Here is a 22,073-nt window from a genome sequence, read left to right as displayed (position 1 = left end):
CGATTCTTTGCACAGTATCCTGCGTAGTGGGCCGCAAAGCGTAGTGGCCGATAGCGCGTCGGCGTTGAGGAATTAGCATGGAGTGGTAGAATGTCGTCCACTATTTTACATTCCGAGCAATCGTCGGCACTCCGCTGACACGCGTTGCGTAATAAGGCAGTGAACCCAATGAAAATCAAAACCCGTTTCGCCCCAAGCCCGACCGGCTATCTGCACGTCGGCGGCGCCCGTACTGCGCTCTATTCCTGGTTGTTCAGCCGCCATTTCGGCGGTGAGTTTGTATTGCGTATCGAAGATACCGATCTCGAACGTTCAACCCAGGAAGCTATCGACGCAATTATGGATGGCATGAACTGGTTAAACCTGGATTGGGATGAAGGCCCGTACTTCCAGACCAAGCGTTTCGATCGCTACAACGCGGTGATTGATGACATGCTGCAACAGGGAACGGCCTATAAGTGCTATTGCTCGAAAGAACGCCTGGAAGCGCTGCGCGAGAAGCAAATGGAAAACGGCGAGAAGCCACGCTATGACGGCCATTGCCGCGATAGCCAGTGCAGCCACACTGCCGATGAGCCACACGTAGTGCGTTTTCGTAACCCGCAGGAAGGTTCGGTCATCTTCGACGATAAAATCCGTGGTCCGATCGAATTCAGCAACCAGGAGCTGGACGATCTGATCATTCGCCGTACCGACGGTGCGCCAACCTATAACTTCTGCGTAGTGATCGATGACTGGGATATGGAAATCACCCACGTGATCCGTGGTGAAGACCATATCAACAACACGCCGCGCCAGATCAACATCCTGAAAGCGCTGGGGGCACCGGTGCCGGAATATGCTCACGTGTCGATGATCCTGGGTGATGACGGCAAAAAGCTGTCTAAACGCCACGGTGCCGTTGGCGTGATGCAATACCGTGATGACGGCTACCTGCCGCAGGCGTTGTTGAACTATCTGGTGCGTCTGGGCTGGTCCCATGGCGATCAGGAAATCTTCTCTATTGATGAGATGAAAGAGTTCTTCACTCTGGATGCGATCAACAAATCCGCCAGCGCCTTCAACACCGAAAAACTGCAGTGGTTGAACCATCACTACATTAACCATATGCCAGCGGAAGAAGTGGCGGTCTATCTGGCATGGCATGTTGAGCAGCAGGGGATTGAAACCCGCAACGGTCCAGAATTGAAAGATCTGGTCAAACTGCTGGGCGAGCGTTGTAAAACCCTCAAGGAGATGGCGGAGTCTTGCCATTACTTCTACCAGGACTTCAGCGAGTTTGACGCCGATGCGGCGAAGAAACACCTGCGTCCGGTCGCACGCCAACCGCTGGAAGCCGTACGCGCCAAATTGGCCGCTATTACCAACTGGACGCCAGAGAACGTGCACGACGCCATTCAGGGCACTGCAGACGAACTGGGCGTGGGTATGGGCAAAGTAGGGATGCCACTGCGCGTCGCGGTCACTGGCGCTGGCCAGTCACCGGGCATGGACGTTACCGTACATGCTATCGGCCAGGCTCGCTCCCTCAAGCGTATTGATCAGGCGTTGGCTTATATTGCCGAGCGCGAAGCGCAAGCCTGACCGTTAGTTGCCCGCTAAACCGACAAAGCCCTGCGAAGCGATTCGCGGGGCTTTTTTCTTGCCGGTTTATTTTGTACCCAAAGCGGCGGTTTTTTAGCATTAAACGCGCTGATTTGGCGGCTTTTTCAGCGCTTGATCGAGGAATTCAATTTAGCCGTTGACAGGGTTTCTGGGGTTTCATATCATGCGCCCCGTTCACAGGATTTCGTGATTGTGGATTGGGGCTATAGCTCAGCTGGGAGAGCGCTTGCATGGCATGCAAGAGGTCGACGGTTCGATCCCGTCTAGCTCCACCAACCTTTTATCTCAGGAAGGTTGGGGAATACCGTAACGCACGGTTAACGCGTACCACTTTTGTGGGGCTATAGCTCAGCTGGGAGAGCGCTTGCATGGCATGCAAGAGGTCGACGGTTCGATCCCGTCTAGCTCCACCACCATTTGAAAAGCCGACCCAAGGGTCGGCTTTTTGCATTCTAAGGCTTTACCTCTGGACTGAATTGTTGTTATCAGTTTTTATATAGACTATATTTGGTCTTTTACTGGCAATAATTTACTGCTGGAGACATTATGAAAACAGAAACTATCAGCTATCTGAAACAAAATGCCGCCAAGCTCGATCTGTCGGAACCTTTGATTGTGACGCAAAACGGTCTTCCTGCTTATGTTATCGAGTCCTACGGAGATCGTATGCGCAGGGATGAAAGTATTGCTTTGCTCAAGCTTATGACGCTGTCTGAGAAAGATATTGAGCTAGGGCGAACCTTCTCCCGTGAACAAATCTTGGATTCACTCTGATGACTGCGAAAGCGGTAACTTTCATTTATTCAGGGACCGCGAAAATGACGATGCAAACCATCGCGTATTTTTTGCGCTCTCACCAGATTGACCCGAAACCGGCTATAAAAAGAGCATTGGTTGAGTTTGAAGAGAAAACCGGTGTTTTTCCTGAAGGAAGTCCTGTCTGTGATGAATTGCTAGCTCTTGGGTGCGCTAAATACCGGGAATGTAATACAGCTGACGGATACCGAGTTCTCTATAGCACCACGTTTGGCAAAGAGGATACGCGGATTTACGTCCACGCGATGTTGTCCCAAAAGCAAGACATTGCAAGCTTACTTTTCAACCGCATACTTGAATGGCAGTAAGATTTTCTGAGCGTCATGCCAGCAATAACTATGTCCTCCTCAAAAAATAGAATCGCATGCTTTATCGGCATCAAATAAAAAACGCCCGATAAACTTCATCGGGCGTCTTAAGACTAGAACTTGTCGGTGCTAAAGCTGTTAGCCCAGAACCAAGCCTGTGATGGCCGCTGACAGCAGGCTAACCAGGGTAGAGCCGTAAACCAGCTTAAGGCCGAAACGTGAAACCACGTTGCCCTGATGCTCGTTCAACCCTTTAATCGCACCGGCTACGATACCGATAGAAGAGAAGTTGGCGAAGGACACCAGGAACACGGACAGGATACCCATGCTGCGTGGAGACAGCTCAGCACCGATTTTCTGCAGTTCCATCATGGCAACGAATTCGTTGGAAACCAGCTTGGTCGCCATGATGCTGCCAACCTGTAACGCTTCATGCTTAGGCACGCCAAGGACCCAGGCAAATGGATAGAAGAAGTAACCCAGGATTTCCTGGAAGCTCAGGCCGAAGATGGCGCTGAACAGGCCGTTAAGCGCGGCAATCAGGGCGATAAAGCCAATCAGCATCGCGGCAACGATAATCGCCACCTTGAAGCCTGCCAGAATGTATTCACCCAGCATTTCAAAGAAGCTTTGGCCTTCGTGCAGATTGCCGAGGTGCAGCTCTTCTTCTTTACTGGTGTCATAAGGGTTGACCAGTGACAGGACGATAAAGGTGCTGAACATGTTCAGTACCAGTGCCGCCACGACATACTTGGCATCCAGCATGGTCATGTATGCGCCAACGATGGACATGGAAACTGTCGACATCGCGGTAGCGGCCATGGTGTACATGCGTTTTTCTGACATCTTGCCCAGCACATCTTTGTAGGCAATGAAGTTCTCAGACTGGCCCAGGATCAACGAACTGACGGCGTTGAAGGATTCCAGTTTACCCATACCGTTCACTTTAGACAGCACGGTCCCGATGATGCGGATGATAAACGGCAGCACTTTGATGTATTGCAGAATACCGATCAGGGCAGAGATGAACACGATTGGGCACAGCACCTTCAGGAAGAAGAAGGCCAGACCTTTGTCACCCATCCCGCCGAACACAAAATCAGTCCCTTGCCCCGCAAACCCGAGCAACTTGTCGAACATTGCTGCAAAGCCTTTTACAAAGCCTAAACCTGCTTCCGAGTTCAGGAAGAAATAGGCCAGTAACACTTCAATAACCAACAACTGAATAACATAGCGGATGCGGATGTTTTTACGATCGCGGCACACTAACAGGGCCAGGATTGCAACCACCACTAACGCTAACGCAAAGTGCGCAATATGGGACATGTTTGCTCCAAATTTGAGGCAGGCTGAATTTCGGTTGTCATTTTATGTAACGCCAAGTTTAAAAACGAGACATTCATAGCAAATATGGAAAATCATAGTGGAGATAGTCCTAATCTATGACGGCAAAGCACCAAAGATCAAGATGTTAATAAATATGCGTGTTCGTGGCATTTTTGTGCTATTTTTATTATCAAGCGTGATCCGCTCTGAACCTTGTGATCTAGAGTAGATGGAAACGCCAGGATTTCATGCGATCTGTTCGATAAAACCTTCGTTTTTGGCTATCGCAGAGATAACCATTATCGCTGCAAATGCACTTGATAATCATTATCACTTAAGTAAAGATGAAGGTGAGCTAAATTAGTAAGGGTTTTCGCTATGCTGAACAGTCGCGCGGTTAACAATACTTCCTCCAGCCGCCCGTCCAGAAAGATCAAACTTTCTCTGATGGGGCCTGCCTTTATCGCCGCCATCGGCTATATCGACCCCGGTAATTTTGCCACTAATATTCAAGCTGGCGCTTCTTTTGGTTACACGCTGCTGTGGGTGGTGGTATGGGCCAACGTCATGGCGATGCTGATCCAATTGCTGTCTGCCAAACTCGGCATCGCTACCGGTAAAAACCTTGCTGAGCATATCCGCGATCGCTTCCCGCGCCCGGCCGTCTGGGCTTATTGGGTGCAGGCGGAGATTATCGCGATGGCCACCGACTTGGCCGAGTTTATCGGTGCCGCGATCGGTTTCAAACTGCTGCTGGGAGTAACGTTGTTGCAGGGGGCAGTCCTCACCGGCATTGCCACCTTCCTGATCCTGATGCTGCAAAAACGCGGGCAAAAGCCGCTGGAACTGGTGATTGGCGGCCTGCTGCTGTTTGTGGCAATGGCCTATATCGTGGAGCTGGTATTTTCTCAGCCGCAGTTGAGCGGGTTGATTAGAGGGATGGCGATCCCGGATTTGCCGAATGGTGACGCGGTGTTTCTTGCTGCGGGGGTGTTAGGGGCAACCATCATGCCGCATGTGATTTATTTGCACTCCTCGCTGACGCAGACTGCCGGTAAAGACTCTAAAGCCGAACGTTATTCGGCCACCAAGCTGGACGTGGCGATCGCCATGACCATTGCCGGTTTTGTTAACCTGGCGATGATGGCCACCGCCGCTGCCGCATTCCATTTCAACGGCCACAGCGGCATTACCGATCTTGACCAAGCTTACCTGACGTTGCAGCCGTTGCTCGGCAATGCGGCGGCCACCATTTTTGGCCTGAGCCTGGTTGCAGCAGGTCTTTCTTCTACCGTGGTAGGCACCTTGGCGGGGCAGGTGGTGATGCAGGGCTTTGTCCGCTTCTATATCCCTATCTGGGTACGGCGGGTGGTCACCATGATGCCATCGTTTATTGTCATCATGATGGGGATGGATGCGACGCGTATTCTGGTTTTGAGCCAGGTGCTGCTGAGCTTTGGTATCGCCCTGGCGTTGGTGCCGCTGCTGGCGTTTACCGGCAACCGTGAACTGATGGGGGATATGGTCAACGGTCGTCTAATCCAGAATCTCGGTAAACTGATTGTGTTGGTGGTGGTTGGGCTCAACGGTTATCTGCTGATCAGTAACTTGCTTTAGGATCGTTCCTCTCACTTTAGCTTATGTAGAGGGGTTAGACGTGCTACAGACTGACTTCTGCACCTGATTACTATGCCGAACAGCTCCCTCGCCCTGTGGGAGTGTATAGACCGGGGGCATGTTGAACACTTAGCATCCTTTACCCAGCCTTTCTTCTTCTTACATCACTTTCCGAAGCAGTACGAGCTAATCAAAAGCTCCAGACAGCTCCCTCTCCCTTTGGGAGAGGGTTGGGGTGAGGGGTCAATCATCATGATCGTGATGATGGTTTTTGTGATGATGCTTATTCTTATGGTGCTGCTTTTTATACTGTTTGTAATAGTATTTATCAGCCTTGCGGTAGCGGCCATCATGGTAGTAGTAATTTTTGTGCCAATAATCGCGGTCACGCCAGCGATAGCCATCCCAATAGTAGCCACGGCGGCTGCGCTCCCCTAAATCACGCCCCTGATGGCCATGCCACCAATCGCGATCGCGCCAATCGTAACCGTCCCAGTAATTGCCGCGTTTGTCCTGGTCACCAATCTGCAGCGAGACCCCCGGCAGCAAATCAATATTGACGCTGCTGGCATGGGCGATGTGGGCGATGGGCATGAAAAGCGCCGCCAGAATGGCTGCGGTAAACAGAGGTTTAAACATTTAGGCTCCCTTGGCCGAATACCGATAATGAAGCACGTTCATCGGTATAGGTTTTGGCCATGCAAACGGTTGTTATCCCTCGCTCTTTAACGCTGTGCGTAAAATCCCTGAGGTATTTATCTGAGAGATGTTAACGCCGTGGGGCGGCCGCGCCTTTGGGCAAATTCTGAAAGCCATGGAGAACACCGGGGATTGGGAGTTATCTGAGGAGAGTGGTGAGAAAACCGCCGATACCCTACCGGCGGCTTGTAAGCGATTACATCAGGATCTGCTCTATCTTGGCGATCTCTTCTGCGCTGAATTTACGGTTGGCCAACATACCGACCGCATCTTCAATCTGGCTGACTTTGCTAGCACCGATCAAAACGGAAGTGACGCGATCGTTACGCAACACCCAGGCTAGCGCCATCTGCGAAAGCTTTTGGCCACGCTGCTCTGCTAGCGCGTTCAGTTGGCGAACCTTTTGCAGTTTCGTTTCGGTAATCTGTTCGGGAGTGAGGGATCGGCTACCGCTCGCTGCGCGGGAATCAGGCGGAATGCCTTGCAAATAGCGATCTGTCAGTATGCCTCCGGCCAGCGGCGAAAAGGCGATGGACCCTACGCCATGTTCTTCCAGCGTATCCAGCAACTCGGGTTCGACCCAGCGTTCAAACATCGAGTACTTTGGCTGGTGGATCACACAAGGAGTGCCAAGCTGCTGCAGAATGGCAAATGCCTGCCGCGCCCGTTCGGCCGGGTAATTCGATAATCCGACATACAGCGCTTTCCCTTGGCGGACTATCAAATCCAACGCCGCCATGGTTTCTTCCAGCGGCGTATCCGGGTCAGGGCGGTGATGGTAGAAGATATCCACATAGTCGAGCCGCATGCGTTGCAGGCTCTGGTTCAGGCTGGCGACCAGGTATTTCTTCGATCCCCAGTCACCGTAGGGGCCAGGCCACATGGTGTAGCCCGCTTTGGAGGAGATAATCAACTCATCGCGATAAGGCTGGAGATCCTGATGCAAAATGCGGCCGAAATTCTCTTCGGCAGAACCCGGCGGTGGCCCGTAGTTATTGGCCAGATCGAAGTGGGTAATGCCAAGATCGAAGGCACGATGCACCAGATTGCGTGCGTTGTCATACAGCGTGCTATCGCCAAAGTTGTGCCACATACCGAGTGAAACGGCCGGAAGTTGCAGCCCGCTGCGTCCGCAACGGCGATATTCCATATTCTGGTAGCGGGCAGGCTCAGCTTGATAAACCATAAGATCCTCATCGACAGCGGGGAAGGGTATTCAGTGTATGCGCTTCCACATGGGTTGTCAGAGTGTGAGATCACGCTAATTGTTCGCCATTTATTCAAACTGCTTATGGATGATCCCTGCTGCATGCTGCTGGTGCGTAGATGTAAAGCAGAGTTTCCAGTTCATCTCTGGTGATAAAGTTCGAGATTTCGGCTAAATCTCTAATACTTAATGCTAACCATTCTTCCGTTACCTAGGTGATGATCATGAGCAAGAGCTATACGGTGGCAGATTACCTTCTCGATCGGTTAGCCCAGATTGGCATTCGCCACTTTTTTGGCGTACCGGGAGATTACAACCTGCAGTTTCTCGATCATGTTATTGATCATCAGCAGATAACCTGGGTAGGCTGCGCCAACGAGCTAAACGCCGCCTATGCTGCCGATGGTTATGCCCGCTGTAAGCCAGCCGCGGCACTGTTGACCACCTTTGGTGTGGGTGAATTAAGTGCGATAAACGGCATTGCCGGCAGCTATGCCGAGTACCTACCGGTGATCCACATTGTTGGCGCCCCGGCTTTGCGAGCACAGCGTGCCGGGGATTTGCTGCACCATTCGTTGGGGGATGGGGACTTCGGCCATTTTGCTCGTATGGCGAAAGAGGTAACCATCGCCCAGGCCAGCCTGACGGCCAGCAATGCGGAAGCGGAAATCGATCGCCTATTGACCACCGCACTCTACGAGCGCCGCCCGGTGTACCTGTTGTTACCAAGTGACGTTGCTGAAGCGCCGTTGGCTTCGCGTCCGGCACCTTTGGTGTTGCGTCAACCCAATCTGTCCGACGTTTCCCTACAGGCATTTATCGCTGCCGCACGGGCAAAACTGCAGGCCGCCCATCGGGTTTCCCTGCTGGCGGATTTTCTGGCCGAACGCTTCGGTGCCGAACTCGTGCTGGAACAATGGATGAATGAGGTCAATATTCCCCATTCAACAATGTTGTTAGGCAAAAGCGTGTTGGATGAAACTCATGCCTGCTTCACCGGAACTTATGCCGCCGCCGCCAGCGATCCACTGGTCAAGCAGCAGATTGAGGGAGCTGATGTGGTGATTAACGTCGGGGTGCGCTTCACCGATACCATCACTGCCGGTTTTAGCCATAATCTGTCCGTGGATAAATGCATCGATATCCAACCGTTCGAGGCGCGGGTTGGCCAGCAGGTATTCAGCCAAATCCCTATGCGCGAAGCCGTGAAGGCTCTGCACCAACTGACGTTATCGTTAGCCAGCAAGTGGCCGCTGCCGTCGATAAAACGGCCAGCATTGCCGGAGCCGAGTGCCAGCGGTCTGGATCAACATGGTTTCTGGCGGCAAATCCAAGACTTCTTGCAGCCGGGAGATATCCTGATTGCTGAGCAGGGCACTGCCTGCTTTGGCGCGGCATCGTTGACGCTGCCGCAGGGGTGCCGGTTTATCGTACAGTCCTTATGGGGTTCGATCGGCTATACCTTACCGGCTGCATTTGGCGCGCAGACTGCTGAGCCTCAGCGTCGGGTTATATTATTGATTGGCGATGGAGCCGCTCAGCTTACCGTGCAGGAGTTGGGCAGCATGTTGCGCGATGGGCAAAAGCCAGTGATTTTGCTGCTGAATAATGACGGTTACACCATCGAGCGAGCCATCCACGGGCCAGAACAGCGCTATAACGATATCGCGCAATGGAATTGGACGCGGTTATCGCAGGCTTTTTCGCTCGATCGTCAGTTGAAATGCCTGCGTGTCACCGAACCTGAGCAGTTGCGTGCGGCGCTTGGTGAGGTCGGTGGTAGCGATCAACTGGCCTTTATCGAGGTAGTGTTGCCGAAAATGGACATACCTGAACTGCTCGATTGCGTGTCGCGGGCTATTCAATTGCGTAATGCGGCGGCTTGATCGGCGGCGTTTTCCAGTAAGCGATCCAATAACCACAGCCCCGCCGGCCCCGGCGGGGTAAGCTTGGACCATACGGCATCGACCGAGATGGTTTGCGGCCAGCCACGCATTTTCAGCTCTGTCAGACGTTGCCGCCCGTACTGTTTGACCAGCCAGTGCGGTAGTATCGCCCAACCCGCCCCTTGTTCCGCCATCTCCAACAGCATCAGATAACTGGGCGCCGACCAGGTTCGCCCGCGCGGTTTGGTTGCGTTGTTACTGGTATAGGTGTTGAGGTAAAGTTGGCGGCTGCTGGCAAGGTGGGCCTGTGTCAGGGCCGGGAGACGGGTCAGCGGATGGTCATGAGCAACAAACACCCCCATTTCAGTCTGCTCTGGCAGCCTGGCGACGGCGATCTCGGGGGGGTAGGTGGGTTGTACCGCCAGCATTCCCAGGTGAGCGCGGCCAGTCTGTAGCAGATCCAGTACATCCTCCCCTTCGGCGATCATGCATTCCAGCTCAATATCCTGATAACGCCGCTCGAAATGTTTCAGCAGGTTATCGTGATGGTTGGGTTGATAGGTATCGGAAAATACGATGGTTAGCCGCGGTTCGATATTGTCCCCCAAGCGGATGCTCAGCGCATCGAGTCGCTCGCTGGCTGCGAGGATTTCCTGCACGTGGCCCAGCACCTTGCGGCCAGCTTCCGTCAATACAGGCTGGCGCGCCTGGCGATCGAACAGCGTCAGCCCAAGGTCCGCCTCCAGATTGGCAATGGCGGTGCTGATGGTGGACTGGCTTTTGCGCAGTCTGCGTGCGGCAGCAGAAAACGAGCCTAACGCGGCAGCCTCAACAAAGGCCAGTAGGGCTTCTGGGGAATAGCGCATGATGTATCTACTTTATCGATGAAACCTATTTTTAATCTACGCAAAAAACCGATGATAATCACCTGACATTTTCAATAACGGTCACAAAACAGGTGAAGTATGCAGTTGCAAAACAAGTCGTTGGTTGAACGTATCGTTCACGCCGTGGGGTTCGAAGCTATCGCCGTGATGATCTGTGCCCCTTTGGGGGCGTGGCTGCTTAACCGCTCGATGGCGCAGGTCGGGGCGCTGGCGGTCATGTTATCTACCGTCGCCATGCTGTGGAACATCGTCTATAACTCGATCTTTGATCGGCTGTGGCCGGTGAGCCGAGTGGTCAGAACGCTGAAAGTGCGTATTGGCCACGCCTTTGGCTTTGAAGCCGGGTTTGTACTGATTGGTCTGCCGATAGCCGCCTTTATGCTCAATATTTCGTTGTGGCAGGCTTTTGTGCTGGAGATCGGTTTCTTCCTGTTCTTCCTGCCTTATACCATGGCGTATAACTGGGTCTACGATACCCTGCGCCAGCGTTGGTTTGAGCCGCGCCAGGCGAAGGTTAGCAGTTCGCACAGCAAATAATTGCTTCGTCAGTCAGGTCGTTCTCGGGTAATGTCTGGTTGATAGTGAGTCACAGCCAAGGAGAACCGAATGAAAGTGTTGGGATTATTGGGCGGGATGAGTTGGGAATCCACCATCCCCTATTACCGAATGATCAACGAGCAGGTGAAACAGCGGCTTGGTGGCCTGCATTCAGCCAAAATCGTGCTCTACAGTGTGGATTTTCATGAAGTGGAGCGCTTGCAGCACCAAGGTGATTGGGAAGGCGCTGGTCGTTTGCTGGCAGCGGCCGCCGCTTCGCTGCGTGCTGCCGGTGCCGAGGCCATTGTGATTTGTACCAACACTATGCATAAGGTAGCTGATGCGGTGGAACAGGCCAGCGGCCTGCCGCTGATCCATATTGCCGATGCCACAGCATTGCAGGTACGCCAGCAAAATATCCGCCGTATCGGCTTGCTCGGCACGCGCTTTACCATGGAACAGGATTTTTACCGTGGGCGTTTGCAGGACAAATTTGCTATCGACGTAGTTACGCCGGATGCTGCCGATCGCGATATCGTACACCGCATCATTTATGAAGAGCTATGCCTGGGCAAAATCGTTGATACTTCACGCAATGAATATCGCCGGATTATTGCCAAGCTGGAACAGCAGGGCGCCGAGGGGATCATCTTTGGCTGCACTGAAATTGGCCTGTTGGTTAGCGCACAAGATGCCACCGTGCCGGTGTTCGACACCACGGCCATTCATGCGCATGCCGCTGCCGAGTATGCTCTGGCCTAGTCTTCATGTGGAGGCTGGTATTTTACTACCAGCATCAAAGGTTTGCCCGCCAGCATCAACCAGGCGGGCAACATTACAATACACAGTATCGGTAACAGGTGCAGCTCTGGCACCACCGCTACGGCCATAAACAGGCTCAGCCAGCCGTCGCGAGTTACCACCAGCACCAACCCCATAATGGCACAGGAAACGGTGATCGCTGCCGGAACCGCCGGGACATGCTGATGCAACATCAACCCCAGCGCGACGCCGATAAATACCGCCGGGAAAATACGCCCGCCGCGGAATCCGCACGCCGCTGCGACCACCAGGGCGGCCAGCTTGGTCAGAGTGATCACCAGCAGTTGGCTGGTGGTGAAACTGCCGTCGACCACCAACAGTTTCATCTCATCCAACCCTTTGAATAGGGTGATATCTCCGCCAATGACCCCAAGGATACCTAGCAGCAGGCCACCTAGCCCGAGCATCAATACCGGGTTTTTCAGCGAATGGAACATGTGGTGCATGCGTGGGAAGCACCAGATCGCCACCATCCCCAGGGCAATAGCGATCAGCGCGACCACCGAGCCGCTGAAGATATCGCGTAGCCGGGTCACATTGTAAGCATCAAGCTGTAGGGTAAAGTTCGGGGTAAAGAACATCTGGGTAGTGACGGCACCGGCGGCAGCGGCCATCAGCGGGGCAAACAGCCGATCCCACAAGGGGACTTCGTTATTTCCCCCTAGCGTTTGCGAGAAAATCAGAGCTGCGGCAACCGGTGTACCAAACATTGCGCCAATCGTGCCAGCGGCGGCGAGGATGATCCAATCCATCTTCGGCACCTTTGGCAATAACCTGGCACCCAGTGCGACCACCAGGGCAATATTGATGGCGGTGATCGGGTTTTCCGGCCCCAAACTGACGCCACCCGCCAGGCCCACCATCAAGGCTAACGCCAACCCCGGCACGGCGGCCAGCGGCAAAGGCATGCCGATCAGTGATTCGGTAGCCGGATCTGGCCCGCCATGGCCCGGTACGAAACGTATGATCAACCCAACGGCTATACCGGTCAGCGTAAGAATACCGATGGTCCACCAGGGGGAATGGCTATCGATATTGAGCAGATCCGGGAGGCGAACCCACAGCCAATTCTGCAGCACGTTGGCACTTTCCATCAGCAAGATAAGGATCAGGCTGGAGGCGGAACCGATAACGATCGCGGGCAGGGCGAAGGCCAACATAGCATTGGCGCGCGGATGCAGCATGCGGGATCCCTTGTTGTCACGTCCCTGATTGGCAGGGAAAACAGAGAGTAAAGCCAGCAGAATCGCCAGGCCTCAGAGAAATGGTTTGCATAGTATATAGCTCCAACGGAGCGATTTCGCTAATGGTAGCCGCACGCGATCGCTTTCATCTCATGTTTTTTGCACCAATCTGTAACCGACGGTATAAATCGGTGGAATAGGGTCTGGCTGAAACGTTTTTTGTGATCTGGATCGCTATTGAGCAGCGGGCCGCAGAATGCCGATTGTTGTTTGGGCGGCGTGATTTTACAGTGTACCCAATTTCGCATTTTTCATTTTAGGGAGAAACACCGATGACCTATGCCCTCGTAGGTGATGTTGGCGGCACCAATGCCCGCCTGGCGCTGTGCACTGTCGAGACGGGCGAGATCGCCCAGGCGAAAACCTATTCTGGTCTGGAGTTCGATAGCCTGGAAGCGGTGATCCGCCAATACCTGGCCGAGCTGCAACTGGAGGTTCAGGATGCCTGTATCGCCATCGCCTGCCCGGTAACCGAGGATTGGGTCGCCATGACCAATCACACCTGGGCCTTCTCCATCAAAGCGATGAAAGAGAACCTGGGCTTAAAGCACCTGGAAGTGATTAACGATTTTACTGCGGTTTCGATGGCGATTCCGATGCTGTCCGAAGATGACGTGTTGCAGTTTGGCGGGGGCAAAGCGCAAAAGGATAGACCGATTGCCGTTTACGGTGCGGGTACGGGGCTGGGGGTATCACACCTGGTACACGTAAACCGTCGTTGGGTGAGTTTGCCGGGTGAAGGTGGTCACGTAGATTTTGCACCGAACAGTGAAGAGGAGGACATCATCCTGGAGGTGCTGCGTGGCGAAGTGGGGCACGTCTCTGCGGAACGCGTGCTGTCTGGCCCTGGGCTGGTGAATCTGTACCGTGCCATCGTCAAGGCAGACAAGCGCCTGCCGGAGAAGCTGCAACCCAAAGATATCACCGAGCGCGCGCTGGCGGACAGCTGTACCGATTGCCGCCGTGCCCTGTCCCTGTTCTGCGTGATCATGGGGCGGTTTGGCGGCAACCTGGCGTTGAATCTGGGGACGTTTGGCGGGGTGTATATCGCCGGGGGCATCGTGCCGCGCTTTATGGAGTTCTTCAAGGCCTCCGGGTTCCGCGCTGCTTTTGAAGACAAGGGCCGCTTTAAAGACTACGTGCGAGAAATTCCGGTGTTTATGATCACCCATTCCCAACCGGGGCTGCTGGGGGCTGGCGCTCATCTGCGGCAGACGCTGGGTATGCATCTGTAATCAACACAATAAAAAAAGGCGCTACCGGTTTGGCAGCGCCCTTTTTTTTACTCGCCTCTTAGCCGTTGGCTTTGGCCAACACAGGCTCTGCGTGAGACACTTCTTCCTGCTCAACCGCTTTCGGCGCTTTGATAAACAGGGTAATCAGCAGTGAAATCACCGACAGCACACCCATCACCATGAAAGTCGCGTGGAAGCCGCCGAAGTGGTTGGCCACAAACGACCCAGCCAGCGCGCCCAGACCAAAGCCCTGATAAATGATGCCGTAGTTTTTGCTGTGGTTTTTCAGGCCGAAGAAGTCACCGACAATCGCCGGGAAGACGGTAATGTTGCCACCGAAACAGAAGGCGACCGCGCCGACGCAGATAAAGAACAGCGTATGGCTCAGCGTCAGGAAGCTCAGTGCGGCAATCGCCAGAATAGTGACCAGCATGGTGAAGCTGATGACGCGCATACGACCTACTTTATCGGACAGGGTGCCTAGAATGATGCGGCCTGCGGTATTGAAGATTGCTACGGCGGAAACGGTGTTGGCGGCGGTGGCCAAATCCATCCCGGCCAGCTGTACGCCCATGTCTTTAACGATACCAATCAGATACAAGCCGCTCATGCAGGCCGCGAAGAAAATCACGAACAGCATATAGGCCTCTTTGCTGGCCAGCATCTGGCGCACGGTGTAATCGTTGCCCAGCGTACCGTGGTTAGCCTGTTGGTTAACCTGTACCGGTTCTTTGAGCAACATGGAACCCAGCACAATCAGCGCCATCACGATCACGCCCCAGTAGAAGAAGGCGGCAGAGACACCGGCACCGCTAATCAGGGCGGCGTTAACGTATTTGAACAACAGGCTGCCGCTGCCGAACGCCCCGACGGAGATGCCGGAAATCAGCCCCTTGTTGTCCGGGAACCATTTGATCAGGTTGGACAGGGTAGAGATGTAAGCGATACCCACCGCAAAACCGACCACCACGCCCGCTAACAGATAAATCATATCCAGCGATTGCACGTGGGCACTGGCAATCAGCCCCAGGCCGACCAGCACGCCGGAAACCAGCGTCAGATTACGAATACCAAAACGTTCTTGCAGCTTACCGGCGAACAGCGTGGCGAAGGCCAGGAAGAAGCTGGTGATCGAGAAGGTAGTAGCGACATCGCCAAGGCCCCAGTGGAACTTGTCTACCAGCGGCTGGTTGAACAGGCTCCAGGTATAGATAGTGCCGAGGCCCATCTGGCAGATGATGGTGCCGAGAACGATTAAGCTGCGATTTGCCGGTTTGCTGTTCATGGCCGGTCTCCTTCCTGTATTGGCGTTGCCCATTGGCAAAATTAGCAAGGCAACCAGAGCCCTGCGGTATGGGCTTATTATAAAGGGGGCGATCGTTGCCAATGGCGGATCGGGAATGAACTGCCGCTGCCGAGGAATGAAATGCCGTTATCGCTGCATGAGTTGCCGAATAAGGGCTAAAAAGCCGTTGGAATGCGGCCTGCCGGGCGTGATCTACATCAAAGATATGTCAGAAAGATGGCCAAAGCGCTGCGGCAAACTGTGTGGTAATTGTGAAGGATATGCCTGAAAGGCGTAATTGGGCTTTCGTCCTATAGAGAACGTACCGGTGCGGAACTACTGTGATCGGTAAATGGACCCGTTCCATGCTCTGGGAGAGACCTGATGAAAAAAGTGCTGTTGTTATTGGCTGCGTTGTTGCCGCTTTCATTGCCTGCGGTGAGCCATGCGGATATTTCTGTCGGCATCAATGTGCCTGGAATGTCGCTGCATATTGGCGATCGTGATGATCGGGGGCATTACTGGGATGGTGGTCGCTGGCGTGAACCGCGCTGGTGGCACGAGCATTATGGCCCCCGCGGATATTACGGCCCACCGCCAAGGGCGGTTTATTACGGCCCCCCACGTCGTGAATGGCGTGATGGCCCACGTTATTACCGCATGCCACCACCACCACCGCCACGCTATTACCAACGGGAACACGGCCCGCGAGGCCCACGTTGGTAACTATAACCGCATCAGTTGGCGAAACGCCTTGACCTTGCTGCGGCTGACCGGGACTTCAAAATCCAGATCGCTCAGCCGCAGAATATAGGTGTTGTTGAACCAGGGAACGATTTCCCGGATCTTGGATAGATTGACGCAATACGAACGGTGGCAGCGGAAGAAAAACTCTTCCGGCAGCCGCTGGTAAAACTCGGTGATATTCATCGGCATTACAAACTCTTCGCGCCGGGTATACACCCGCGTGACTTTCTCATCGGCGGCGGCGTAGTAGATGTCGTTGATGTCCGTGACGATGATGCGCTCGTCTTTGATCAGGTTAATGCTGTGGCTGGTACGATTCGCCGGTGCGCTAGGCTCTGGCGTCTGCGCTGGTCGGTTATGCAATGCCTCCAGCTTTTGCAGCATGGTGATGATGCGTGCCTCATGATACGGCTTGAGGATATAGTCGAACGCCTCGATCTCAAACGCCTCCACCGCATGCTCTTTATAGGCAGTGATAAACACGATTGACGGACGATGCGCAAACTTGCTGATGTTCTGTGCCAACAATACGCCGTCTAACGACGGAATATTGATATCGAGGAAAATGGCGTCAACCTGATGGGTTTGCAGGTATTTCAGCACGTCCAAACCGTCTTCAAAGGTGGCTTCGATGGTGATATTGCTGTGTTTGTTAATCAGATAAGTCAGCTCTTGCTGGGCGAGAAACTCATCTTCCACAATGATGGCTTTCATAGTTGTTCCCCGGCAGGTTGTGGGCTGTTTTCGCTATGCAGTTTATTGCCGTTTTTGGTGACGTAGAAGGCGATTTCCGTTCCCGGCTCCAGCCGCCGGATGCGCAATCCTTCACCGTACAGCAGTGAAACCCGGTGGTGTACGTTGAGCAGGCCGATATTGTGGCCTGGCATTTCATTGCGCGCCACGCGTTCGATCACCAGCGGATCGATGCCGTTGCCAGTATCTTTCACCGAAATCCTGACGCGATCGCCCCGATCTTTCACCGCGATCACCACCACGCCTTTCCCTTTACAGGGCTGAATACCGTGCACGATGGCATTTTCCACCAGCGGCTGGATCAGCAAGCTAGGGATGCGTACGGCAATATCGTCGTCGATATCATAAATCACCGTCAGCTTACTGCCGAAGCGCGCCTGCTCAATGGCGATATAGTCCTGGATCTGATGCAGTTCCTTACGGATATCGATCAGTTCGTCGTTCAGTTCCAGGTTATAGCGCAGGTAACGCGACAGGTTGATGATCAACTGGCGGGCGGTATCCTGATTTAGCCGGATCGACGACGAGATGGCGTTCAGCGCATTAAACAGGAAATGCGGATTGATTTTGCTTTGTAGCGCGCGCATTTCGGCCTTGTCCGCCATTTGGCGCAGATGCTCGATGCGCGAAACCTCCATCTGGGTGGAGATAATCTGCGATAGGCCAACCGCCATCACCTTCAGCGTATTAGTGATCTGATGGGCATGGCAGTAGTAAATTTTCAGCGCCCCGGTCACCTCACCTTTTTCCCATAGCGGGATCACCAGTTGGGAATGGATCTGCGGTGCGGTCTGGTTCTCGAGGTTGTTTTTGATGATGATTTTGCCCTGCTGGATGCTTTCCAGCGTGACTCGGCTCAGCCCTGCGCGCCCGAGTGGGTAATGTTCTGCTCCCACGCCAACGTAGGCCAGCACATGTTGGGTATCGGTGATGGCGACCGCATCGGCATTAATATCGTGGCGGATAATTTCGCAAATGGTGGCCAGCGATTCGCTATTGATATTACGGAAATAGGGCAGCGTTTTGCGGGCAATATCCAGCGCCAGCTTGGCCTGCCGTGCCGCAATCACCTCTTTTTCGTCTTCGACGCTTTGCACCAGCAGCACGATCAGGCCGATACACACCGTGCCGAGGATCATCGGCAGGGCAATTTTAGACACGATATCCAGCCCGAGTTCGGTGGGTTTGGCCCAGACAACGATCAGCAGCATGGTGAGTGATTCGCATAGCATGCCCCCCAAGATCCCGGCACGCCAGCGCTGGCCTTTCTTCACCTTCAGGTTGATATAACCGGCGCCGATCCCGGCAATAATGCTGGTGATCAGGCAGGGAACCGAGGTGATACCGTCGATATCGATCAGATAGCGGTGCAATCCGGCGATAATGCCGGTAATGATGCCAACCCAGGGGCCAAACAGGATCCCCCCGGCCATGATGGCGATCACCCGTACGTTAACCAGAGAACCTTCGACATTGATGCCAGAATAGGTACTGAACAGGGCGAACAGAGAGAAGATGGCCGTGACTGCGGCCAGTTCCAGCGGAGTATGATCTTCCTTTTGCAACAGCTGGCGAAACAGCCGGGTGCGGGTGAGGAAAAACAGGCAGATCAACATCAGGGCGGCACGATCGAATACCGCTAACAACATTTCAAAAACAGGGTGCACAACGGCGGCTCACTGCGACGAACGGGAGACCACAGTATATCACAGCGTGGCAATGACCGCGGTGGCCGGAGCACACCGCGGTCATCAGGGTTATTTAAACCCCAACTGTTCCTTGCCGAGCGGCGTCAGCAGCTCAACGGTGGCGCGGCCAATGAAATCCACTTCGAAATCATCTGCAGCAAAATCCACCGGGCTTTTACCTGACAGGAAGCTTGGCAACTGCCGTTGCAGATAGGCATCGTTCTTCTCGCAACCCGGCGCGGCGGCAATGTACATCACGTTGCTGTCGAACTCGCCGTTATGCTCGTTTTCTACCGAATGGATCACGTCACAGTGCCAGAATACCGTATCTCCCGGCTCCAGATCGGGAATAGGGGATAACCCACTTAATAAAAGGGGATGCCACTGTTCCGAGATTGATAACGCCCGGCCTGGGGCGGCCCCACACAGATCGTCATCCGCCACATCGTCTTGCAGGGCGCGCAGCAGGATATAGGCCATGGCGTTGGCGATCGGTACTACGTTCAGCGTTCCTGCATGGGTACGTTGCGGCGTCAGCGCTGTCCAGCCCTGGAAAGTGCGGAACATGGAACAAACCGCCGGTGAGGCGATCTCGCGCACTTCGGTGCGGCCATCGGCGGCAAAGGGATCGTATTGCTGCCAGTTGCCGGAGAACACGTGACGATAGACGTAGCGGAAATTCTCATCCAACCAGCGTTCGATGGTGCCGCTATCCACATGCGGAGAAAGGCCCAGTGAAGAGGAGTTTGGCGGACGGCGGCGGGTACGATCGGCATAGGTAGCAACGCGCGTTGGGTCAAAGTGCTGTTTGCCGTTGCTCTCGGTTGCCCACAGGCTGTTGAGGAACACCTGCACCGCATGCATGCGCTGATCTTGACGAGCCTCGACCTGAGGCTTCGACCAGTAAATGCCGTAGATCTGTGGCTTACTGGCGGCCAGTTTGCCAAAGTAGTTATCTTCGGCGGCATTTTTTAACCGCTCGACGAAGTTATTGCGTTCGAGATAGTCGCCAATCTCCTGATTCCAGGCCTCGGCTTTGCTGCGTGGGAATACGCCTCGAATAGCGCACACGCCGCGCTGTTTAATCAGGGCAATTTGTTGTTCGGTAACGCGTTGTTGCAGAATATCTTCGGCGTCCACCTGCGGCACCGGGTCCTGGCCGTTGGCCAGTTCCTGACGGATTTGCTCCACCTGCTGGCGAATATTGTCTTCCAGTTCCAGGAAGACTTCGCGATAGTTGGGTAAAGCCTGGCGTAACTGCTGCTTGACGCTTTTTATTGCGGTAGGCACATCATCGATAAGTAATGAAGCCATGGTGTTCTCCTTGGCCCGCCGGTGGGCGAGGATGTTAGTGGTAGGGTAGCGTTATAAAGTTGCTGTTTTGTTGTAACCTGGTTAATGATTATCTGGATTTAATAGGGGAAAATAAAGGGATATCTTTCATTCGTAACTTCCTCTTTTTCGTTTTTCGGAGATTTTCCTGATGAAATTAGAAACACCTCGCTTGCTGCTGACATCGCTAACCGCGGATGACTGGCCGTTATTCCTACGTCTGTTCCAGGATCCCCAGGTGATCCGTTACATTGCCGATCTGCTGCCGGAACACGAGATCCGCGAACGTTTCGAAGCACGCTTGCCCGCATGGGATAAGCATTGCGATCGCTGGCTATGCCTGGTGATGAGAGAAAAAAGCAGCGGTCAAGCGGTGGGAATGACCGGGTTTCGCCCTGAGTGGTCCCCTTGCCAGCAGGCCGAAGTGGGCTTTGGCAGCCTGCCGGAAGGGCAGGGGAAAGGTTATGGCAAAGAGTCGCTGCCTGTGATCTTGGACTTTGCCTTCAATGCCTGCGGGTTTCACAAAGTGTATGCCACGGTGACAGAGGGGAATTTAGCCTCACGGGGTCTGTTGGAGAGCTGTGGTTTTCAACTGGAAGGGACGCTGCGTGACAATTTCCGCCTGGCGGACCGGTGGTGTAATGACTGGCGGTTGGGGTTGTTGGCGACGGAATTTGCGGCTGCCGAGCGGTAAAAAAATTGTTATGCGAGGGGCTCGACAGCCTGACAAGCCTGAGTTATGTTCGATGTTCGGCCATTCTGTGGCCAACGTCGCTCGGATGGTCCGGGCGCTAACGTCTCTTCGAGGTAACTATGTCTGATAACAACCCGCGCCGTTTCACGCGCATCGAACGCCTGCCCCCTTATGTGTTTAATATCACCTCTGAACTGAAGATGGCTGCACGCCGTCGCGGGGAAGATATTATCGATTTCAGCATGGGTAACCCGGATGGCCCGACGCCGCCGCATATCGTAGAGAAACTCTGTACCGTAGCCCAGCGTGATGATACACATGGCTACTCAACCTCTCGCGGTATTCCGCGCCTACGCCGTGCTATTTCGCACTGGTATCAGGAACGCTATCAGGTCGATATCGATCCCGAGAGCGAAGCCATTGTGACCATCGGCTCGAAAGAGGGCCTGGCGCACCTGATGCTGGCAACGCTAGATCATGGGGATACGGTGTTGGTGCCGAATCCAAGTTACCCGATCCATATCTATGGCGCGGTGATCGCCGGTGCGCAGGTGCGTTCCGTGCCGCTGGTGGACGGCGTGGATTTCTTTGGTGAGCTAGAGCGCGCCATTCGTGAAAGTATTCCGCGGCCAAAAATGATGATCCTGGGCTTCCCATCCAACCCGACTGCGCAGTGTGTAGAACTGGATTTCTTTGAGCGGGTAGTGGCACTGGCGAAGCAGTATGACGTGCTGGTGATACACGATCTGGCCTACGCCGATATCGTCTATGACGGCTGGAAAGCGCCTTCGATCATGCAGGTGCCGGGAGCCAAAGACATTGCGGTAGAATTCTTCACCCTGTCGAAAAGCTACAATATGGCCGGCTGGCGTATTGGCTTTATGGTGGGGAATCCTGAGCTGGTTAGCGCATTGGCACGTATTAAAAGCTACCACGACTACGGCACCTTTACGCCGCTGCAGGTGGCCGCTATCGCCGCATTGGAAGGCGATCAGCAGTGCGTGTTGGACATTGCCGAGCAGTATCGCCAGCGCCGTAACGTGCTGGTGAAAGGGCTGCACGAAGCTGGCTGGATGGTAGAGAATCCGAAAGCCTCGATGTATGTGTGGGCAAAAATTCCTGAGCCTTACGCGCATCTGGGGTCGCTGGAGTTCGCCAAGCGTCTGTTGGCGGAGGCTAAAGTGTGCGTATCGCCGGGGATCGGCTTTGGCGATTACGGCGATACCCATGTGCGTTTTGCCTTGATTGAAAACCAGGATCGTATCCGCCAGGCGGTGCGCGGTATCAAGGCGATGTTCCGTGCCGATGGATTAATCAAGCCAGCTAAAACGGCGACTCCTCCTACCAAATAACACCCCATCTTGAGGGGACTGATGTGTTGCCTG

The 22,073-nt window shown here is 54.1% G+C and carries 20 protein-coding genes and 2 tRNA genes; 13 read left to right on the top strand and 9 right to left on the bottom strand.

All coding sequences use genetic code 11. From position 1 onward, the window contains the following. Positions 1-168: 168 nt before the first annotated feature. The 5 genes from gltX to KGP16_RS18665 all read left to right on the top strand — a co-directional run bounded on the left by gltX (position 169) and on the right by KGP16_RS18665 (position 2,729). The gene (gene gltX / locus KGP16_RS18685) at positions 169-1,584 is read left to right on the top strand and encodes a glutamate--tRNA ligase (protein WP_059201432.1); all 1,416 of its coding nucleotides are present in this window, start codon (positions 169-171) and stop codon (positions 1,582-1,584) included. 220 nt (positions 1,585-1,804) lie between these two features. Then, positions 1,805-1,880: transfer RNA gene (locus KGP16_RS18680), tRNA-Ala, on the top strand. Positions 1,881-1,942: 62 nt separating this feature from the next. Beyond that, positions 1,943-2,018, top strand: a tRNA-Ala gene (locus KGP16_RS18675). 133 nt (positions 2,019-2,151) lie between these two features. Beyond that, the gene (locus KGP16_RS18670; RefSeq protein ID WP_021178663.1) at positions 2,152-2,379 is read left to right on the top strand and encodes a type II toxin-antitoxin system Phd/YefM family antitoxin; all 228 of its coding nucleotides are present in this window, start codon (positions 2,152-2,154) and stop codon (positions 2,377-2,379) included. A 44-nt stretch (positions 2,380-2,423) separates the two neighbouring features. After that, on the top strand, positions 2,424-2,729 hold the full coding sequence (locus tag KGP16_RS18665) for a type II toxin-antitoxin system RelE/ParE family toxin (protein ID WP_223500180.1): 306 nt from the start codon (positions 2,424-2,426) through the stop codon (positions 2,727-2,729). 138 nt (positions 2,730-2,867) lie between these two features. On the opposite strand, the gene KGP16_RS18660 is transcribed toward KGP16_RS18665, so the two are convergent. Beyond that, positions 2,868-4,055 (bottom strand): NupC/NupG family nucleoside CNT transporter, encoded by a 1,188-nt coding sequence (locus tag KGP16_RS18660; RefSeq protein ID WP_021178662.1) that lies wholly within the window; start codon positions 4,053-4,055, stop codon positions 2,868-2,870. A 378-nt stretch (positions 4,056-4,433) separates the two neighbouring features. Here KGP16_RS18660 and KGP16_RS18655 point away from each other — a divergent pair, with 378 nt between their 5' ends. Next, positions 4,434-5,672 (top strand): Nramp family divalent metal transporter, encoded by a 1,239-nt coding sequence (locus tag KGP16_RS18655; RefSeq protein WP_021807035.1) that lies wholly within the window; start codon positions 4,434-4,436, stop codon positions 5,670-5,672. 243 nt (positions 5,673-5,915) lie between these two features. Here the strand turns inward: KGP16_RS18655 and KGP16_RS18650 are convergent, their stop codons facing one another. Together KGP16_RS18650 and mgrA are read right to left on the bottom strand one after the other, a co-directional pair. Beyond that, on the bottom strand, positions 5,916-6,311 hold the full coding sequence (locus KGP16_RS18650) for a DUF2502 domain-containing protein (RefSeq protein ID WP_021807034.1): 396 nt from the start codon (positions 6,309-6,311) through the stop codon (positions 5,916-5,918). A gap of 256 nt (positions 6,312-6,567) precedes the next feature. Beyond that, positions 6,568-7,557, bottom strand: coding sequence for an L-glyceraldehyde 3-phosphate reductase (gene mgrA / locus KGP16_RS18645; protein ID WP_223500179.1), 990 nt, complete (start codon positions 7,555-7,557; stop codon positions 6,568-6,570). A gap of 245 nt (positions 7,558-7,802) precedes the next feature. Here mgrA and KGP16_RS18640 point away from each other — a divergent pair, with 245 nt between their 5' ends. Beyond that, positions 7,803-9,464 carry an alpha-keto acid decarboxylase family protein gene (locus tag KGP16_RS18640; protein WP_223500178.1) on the top strand — a complete coding sequence of 554 codons (1,662 nt, stop codon included), beginning with the start codon at positions 7,803-7,805 and terminating at the stop codon, positions 9,462-9,464. Here the strand turns inward: KGP16_RS18640 and KGP16_RS18635 are convergent. Next, positions 9,440-10,330, bottom strand: coding sequence for a LysR family transcriptional regulator (locus tag KGP16_RS18635; RefSeq protein WP_094982027.1), 891 nt, complete (start codon positions 10,328-10,330; stop codon positions 9,440-9,442). The two genes, KGP16_RS18640 and KGP16_RS18635, sit on opposite strands and share 25 nt — an antisense overlap. Positions 10,331-10,429: 99 nt before the next feature. Between KGP16_RS18635 and KGP16_RS18630 the strand changes: the two genes are divergently transcribed. After that, positions 10,430-10,888, top strand: coding sequence for a multidrug/biocide efflux PACE transporter (locus KGP16_RS18630; RefSeq protein WP_021807030.1), 459 nt, complete (start codon positions 10,430-10,432; stop codon positions 10,886-10,888). Positions 10,889-10,957: 69 nt separating this feature from the next. Then, positions 10,958-11,650, top strand: coding sequence for an aspartate/glutamate racemase family protein (locus KGP16_RS18625; protein ID WP_209524214.1), 693 nt, complete (start codon positions 10,958-10,960; stop codon positions 11,648-11,650). Here the strand turns inward: KGP16_RS18625 and KGP16_RS18620 are convergent. Next, positions 11,647-12,894 (bottom strand): ion channel protein, encoded by a 1,248-nt coding sequence (locus tag KGP16_RS18620; RefSeq protein WP_209555391.1) that lies wholly within the window; start codon positions 12,892-12,894, stop codon positions 11,647-11,649. The two genes, KGP16_RS18625 and KGP16_RS18620, sit on opposite strands and share 4 nt — an antisense overlap. Before the next feature lie 332 nt (positions 12,895-13,226). Here KGP16_RS18620 and glk point away from each other — a divergent pair, with 332 nt between their 5' ends. Beyond that, on the top strand, positions 13,227-14,189 hold the full coding sequence (glk, locus tag KGP16_RS18615; protein ID WP_021807027.1) for a glucokinase: 963 nt from the start codon (positions 13,227-13,229) through the stop codon (positions 14,187-14,189). Between the two features lie 58 nt (positions 14,190-14,247). Here glk and KGP16_RS18610 read toward each other — a convergent pair whose 3' ends face one another. Further along, on the bottom strand, positions 14,248-15,474 hold the full coding sequence (locus KGP16_RS18610) for an OFA family MFS transporter (RefSeq protein WP_223500177.1): 1,227 nt from the start codon (positions 15,472-15,474) through the stop codon (positions 14,248-14,250). 384 nt (positions 15,475-15,858) lie between these two features. On the opposite strand from KGP16_RS18610, the gene KGP16_RS18605 reads away from it, so the two are divergent. Beyond that, positions 15,859-16,200 (top strand): DUF2502 domain-containing protein, encoded by a 342-nt coding sequence (locus KGP16_RS18605; protein ID WP_059201426.1) that lies wholly within the window; start codon positions 15,859-15,861, stop codon positions 16,198-16,200. On the opposite strand, the gene KGP16_RS18600 is transcribed toward KGP16_RS18605, so the two are convergent. The 3 genes from KGP16_RS18600 to KGP16_RS18590 all read right to left on the bottom strand — a co-directional run bounded on the left by KGP16_RS18600 (position 16,201) and on the right by KGP16_RS18590 (position 19,976). After that, entirely contained in the window at positions 16,201-16,935 is a 735-nt protein-coding gene (locus KGP16_RS18600) for a LytTR family DNA-binding domain-containing protein (protein WP_021807023.1), read from the bottom strand. Next, positions 16,932-18,623 (bottom strand): sensor histidine kinase, encoded by a 1,692-nt coding sequence (locus tag KGP16_RS18595; protein ID WP_037376373.1) that lies wholly within the window; start codon positions 18,621-18,623, stop codon positions 16,932-16,934. The genes KGP16_RS18600 and KGP16_RS18595 overlap by 4 nt, the downstream gene beginning before the upstream one ends. Before the next feature lie 108 nt (positions 18,624-18,731). Next, positions 18,732-19,976 (bottom strand): DUF1479 domain-containing protein, encoded by a 1,245-nt coding sequence (locus tag KGP16_RS18590; RefSeq protein WP_021807021.1) that lies wholly within the window; start codon positions 19,974-19,976, stop codon positions 18,732-18,734. A gap of 169 nt (positions 19,977-20,145) precedes the next feature. On the opposite strand from KGP16_RS18590, the gene KGP16_RS18585 reads away from it, so the two are divergent. Then, complete coding sequence (locus tag KGP16_RS18585; RefSeq protein ID WP_094982025.1) at positions 20,146-20,688, top strand: GNAT family N-acetyltransferase; 543 nt, start codon at positions 20,146-20,148, stop codon at positions 20,686-20,688. A gap of 119 nt (positions 20,689-20,807) precedes the next feature. Next, positions 20,808-22,040 (top strand): alanine transaminase, encoded by a 1,233-nt coding sequence (alaC, locus tag KGP16_RS18580; RefSeq protein WP_021807019.1) that lies wholly within the window; start codon positions 20,808-20,810, stop codon positions 22,038-22,040. Positions 22,041-22,073 lie beyond the last annotated feature (33 nt).

Source organism: Serratia sp. JSRIV006 (assembly GCF_019968685.1).
In the GTDB taxonomy this organism is placed as follows: Bacteria; Pseudomonadota; Gammaproteobacteria; order Enterobacterales; family Enterobacteriaceae; genus Chania; species Chania fonticola_B.
This window is presented reverse-complemented; position numbering and strand designations above follow the sequence as displayed.

Coding starts and splice junctions, on each gene's coding strand:
- gltX (WP_059201432.1), top strand. CDS start 169: ATGAAAATCAAAACCCGTTTCGCCCCAAGCCCGACCGGCTATCTGCAC.
- KGP16_RS18670 (WP_021178663.1), top strand. CDS start 2,152: ATGAAAACAGAAACTATCAGCTATCTGAAACAAAATGCCGCCAAGCTC.
- KGP16_RS18665 (WP_223500180.1), top strand. CDS start 2,424: ATGACGATGCAAACCATCGCGTATTTTTTGCGCTCTCACCAGATTGAC.
- KGP16_RS18660 (WP_021178662.1), bottom strand. CDS start 4,055: ATGTCCCATATTGCGCACTTTGCGTTAGCGTTAGTGGTGGTTGCAATC.
- KGP16_RS18655 (WP_021807035.1), top strand. CDS start 4,434: ATGCTGAACAGTCGCGCGGTTAACAATACTTCCTCCAGCCGCCCGTCC.
- KGP16_RS18650 (WP_021807034.1), bottom strand. CDS start 6,311: ATGTTTAAACCTCTGTTTACCGCAGCCATTCTGGCGGCGCTTTTCATG.
- mgrA (WP_223500179.1), bottom strand. CDS start 7,557: ATGGTTTATCAAGCTGAGCCTGCCCGCTACCAGAATATGGAATATCGC.
- KGP16_RS18640 (WP_223500178.1), top strand. CDS start 7,803: ATGAGCAAGAGCTATACGGTGGCAGATTACCTTCTCGATCGGTTAGCC.
- KGP16_RS18635 (WP_094982027.1), bottom strand. CDS start 10,330: ATGCGCTATTCCCCAGAAGCCCTACTGGCCTTTGTTGAGGCTGCCGCG.
- KGP16_RS18630 (WP_021807030.1), top strand. CDS start 10,430: ATGCAGTTGCAAAACAAGTCGTTGGTTGAACGTATCGTTCACGCCGTG.
- KGP16_RS18625 (WP_209524214.1), top strand. CDS start 10,958: ATGAAAGTGTTGGGATTATTGGGCGGGATGAGTTGGGAATCCACCATC.
- KGP16_RS18620 (WP_209555391.1), bottom strand. CDS start 12,894: ATGCTGCATCCGCGCGCCAATGCTATGTTGGCCTTCGCCCTGCCCGCG.
- glk (WP_021807027.1), top strand. CDS start 13,227: ATGACCTATGCCCTCGTAGGTGATGTTGGCGGCACCAATGCCCGCCTG.
- KGP16_RS18610 (WP_223500177.1), bottom strand. CDS start 15,474: ATGAACAGCAAACCGGCAAATCGCAGCTTAATCGTTCTCGGCACCATC.
- KGP16_RS18605 (WP_059201426.1), top strand. CDS start 15,859: ATGAAAAAAGTGCTGTTGTTATTGGCTGCGTTGTTGCCGCTTTCATTG.
- KGP16_RS18600 (WP_021807023.1), bottom strand. CDS start 16,935: ATGAAAGCCATCATTGTGGAAGATGAGTTTCTCGCCCAGCAAGAGCTG.
- KGP16_RS18595 (WP_037376373.1), bottom strand. CDS start 18,623: ATGTTGTTAGCGGTATTCGATCGTGCCGCCCTGATGTTGATCTGCCTG.
- KGP16_RS18590 (WP_021807021.1), bottom strand. CDS start 19,976: ATGGCTTCATTACTTATCGATGATGTGCCTACCGCAATAAAAAGCGTC.
- KGP16_RS18585 (WP_094982025.1), top strand. CDS start 20,146: ATGAAATTAGAAACACCTCGCTTGCTGCTGACATCGCTAACCGCGGAT.
- alaC (WP_021807019.1), top strand. CDS start 20,808: ATGTCTGATAACAACCCGCGCCGTTTCACGCGCATCGAACGCCTGCCC.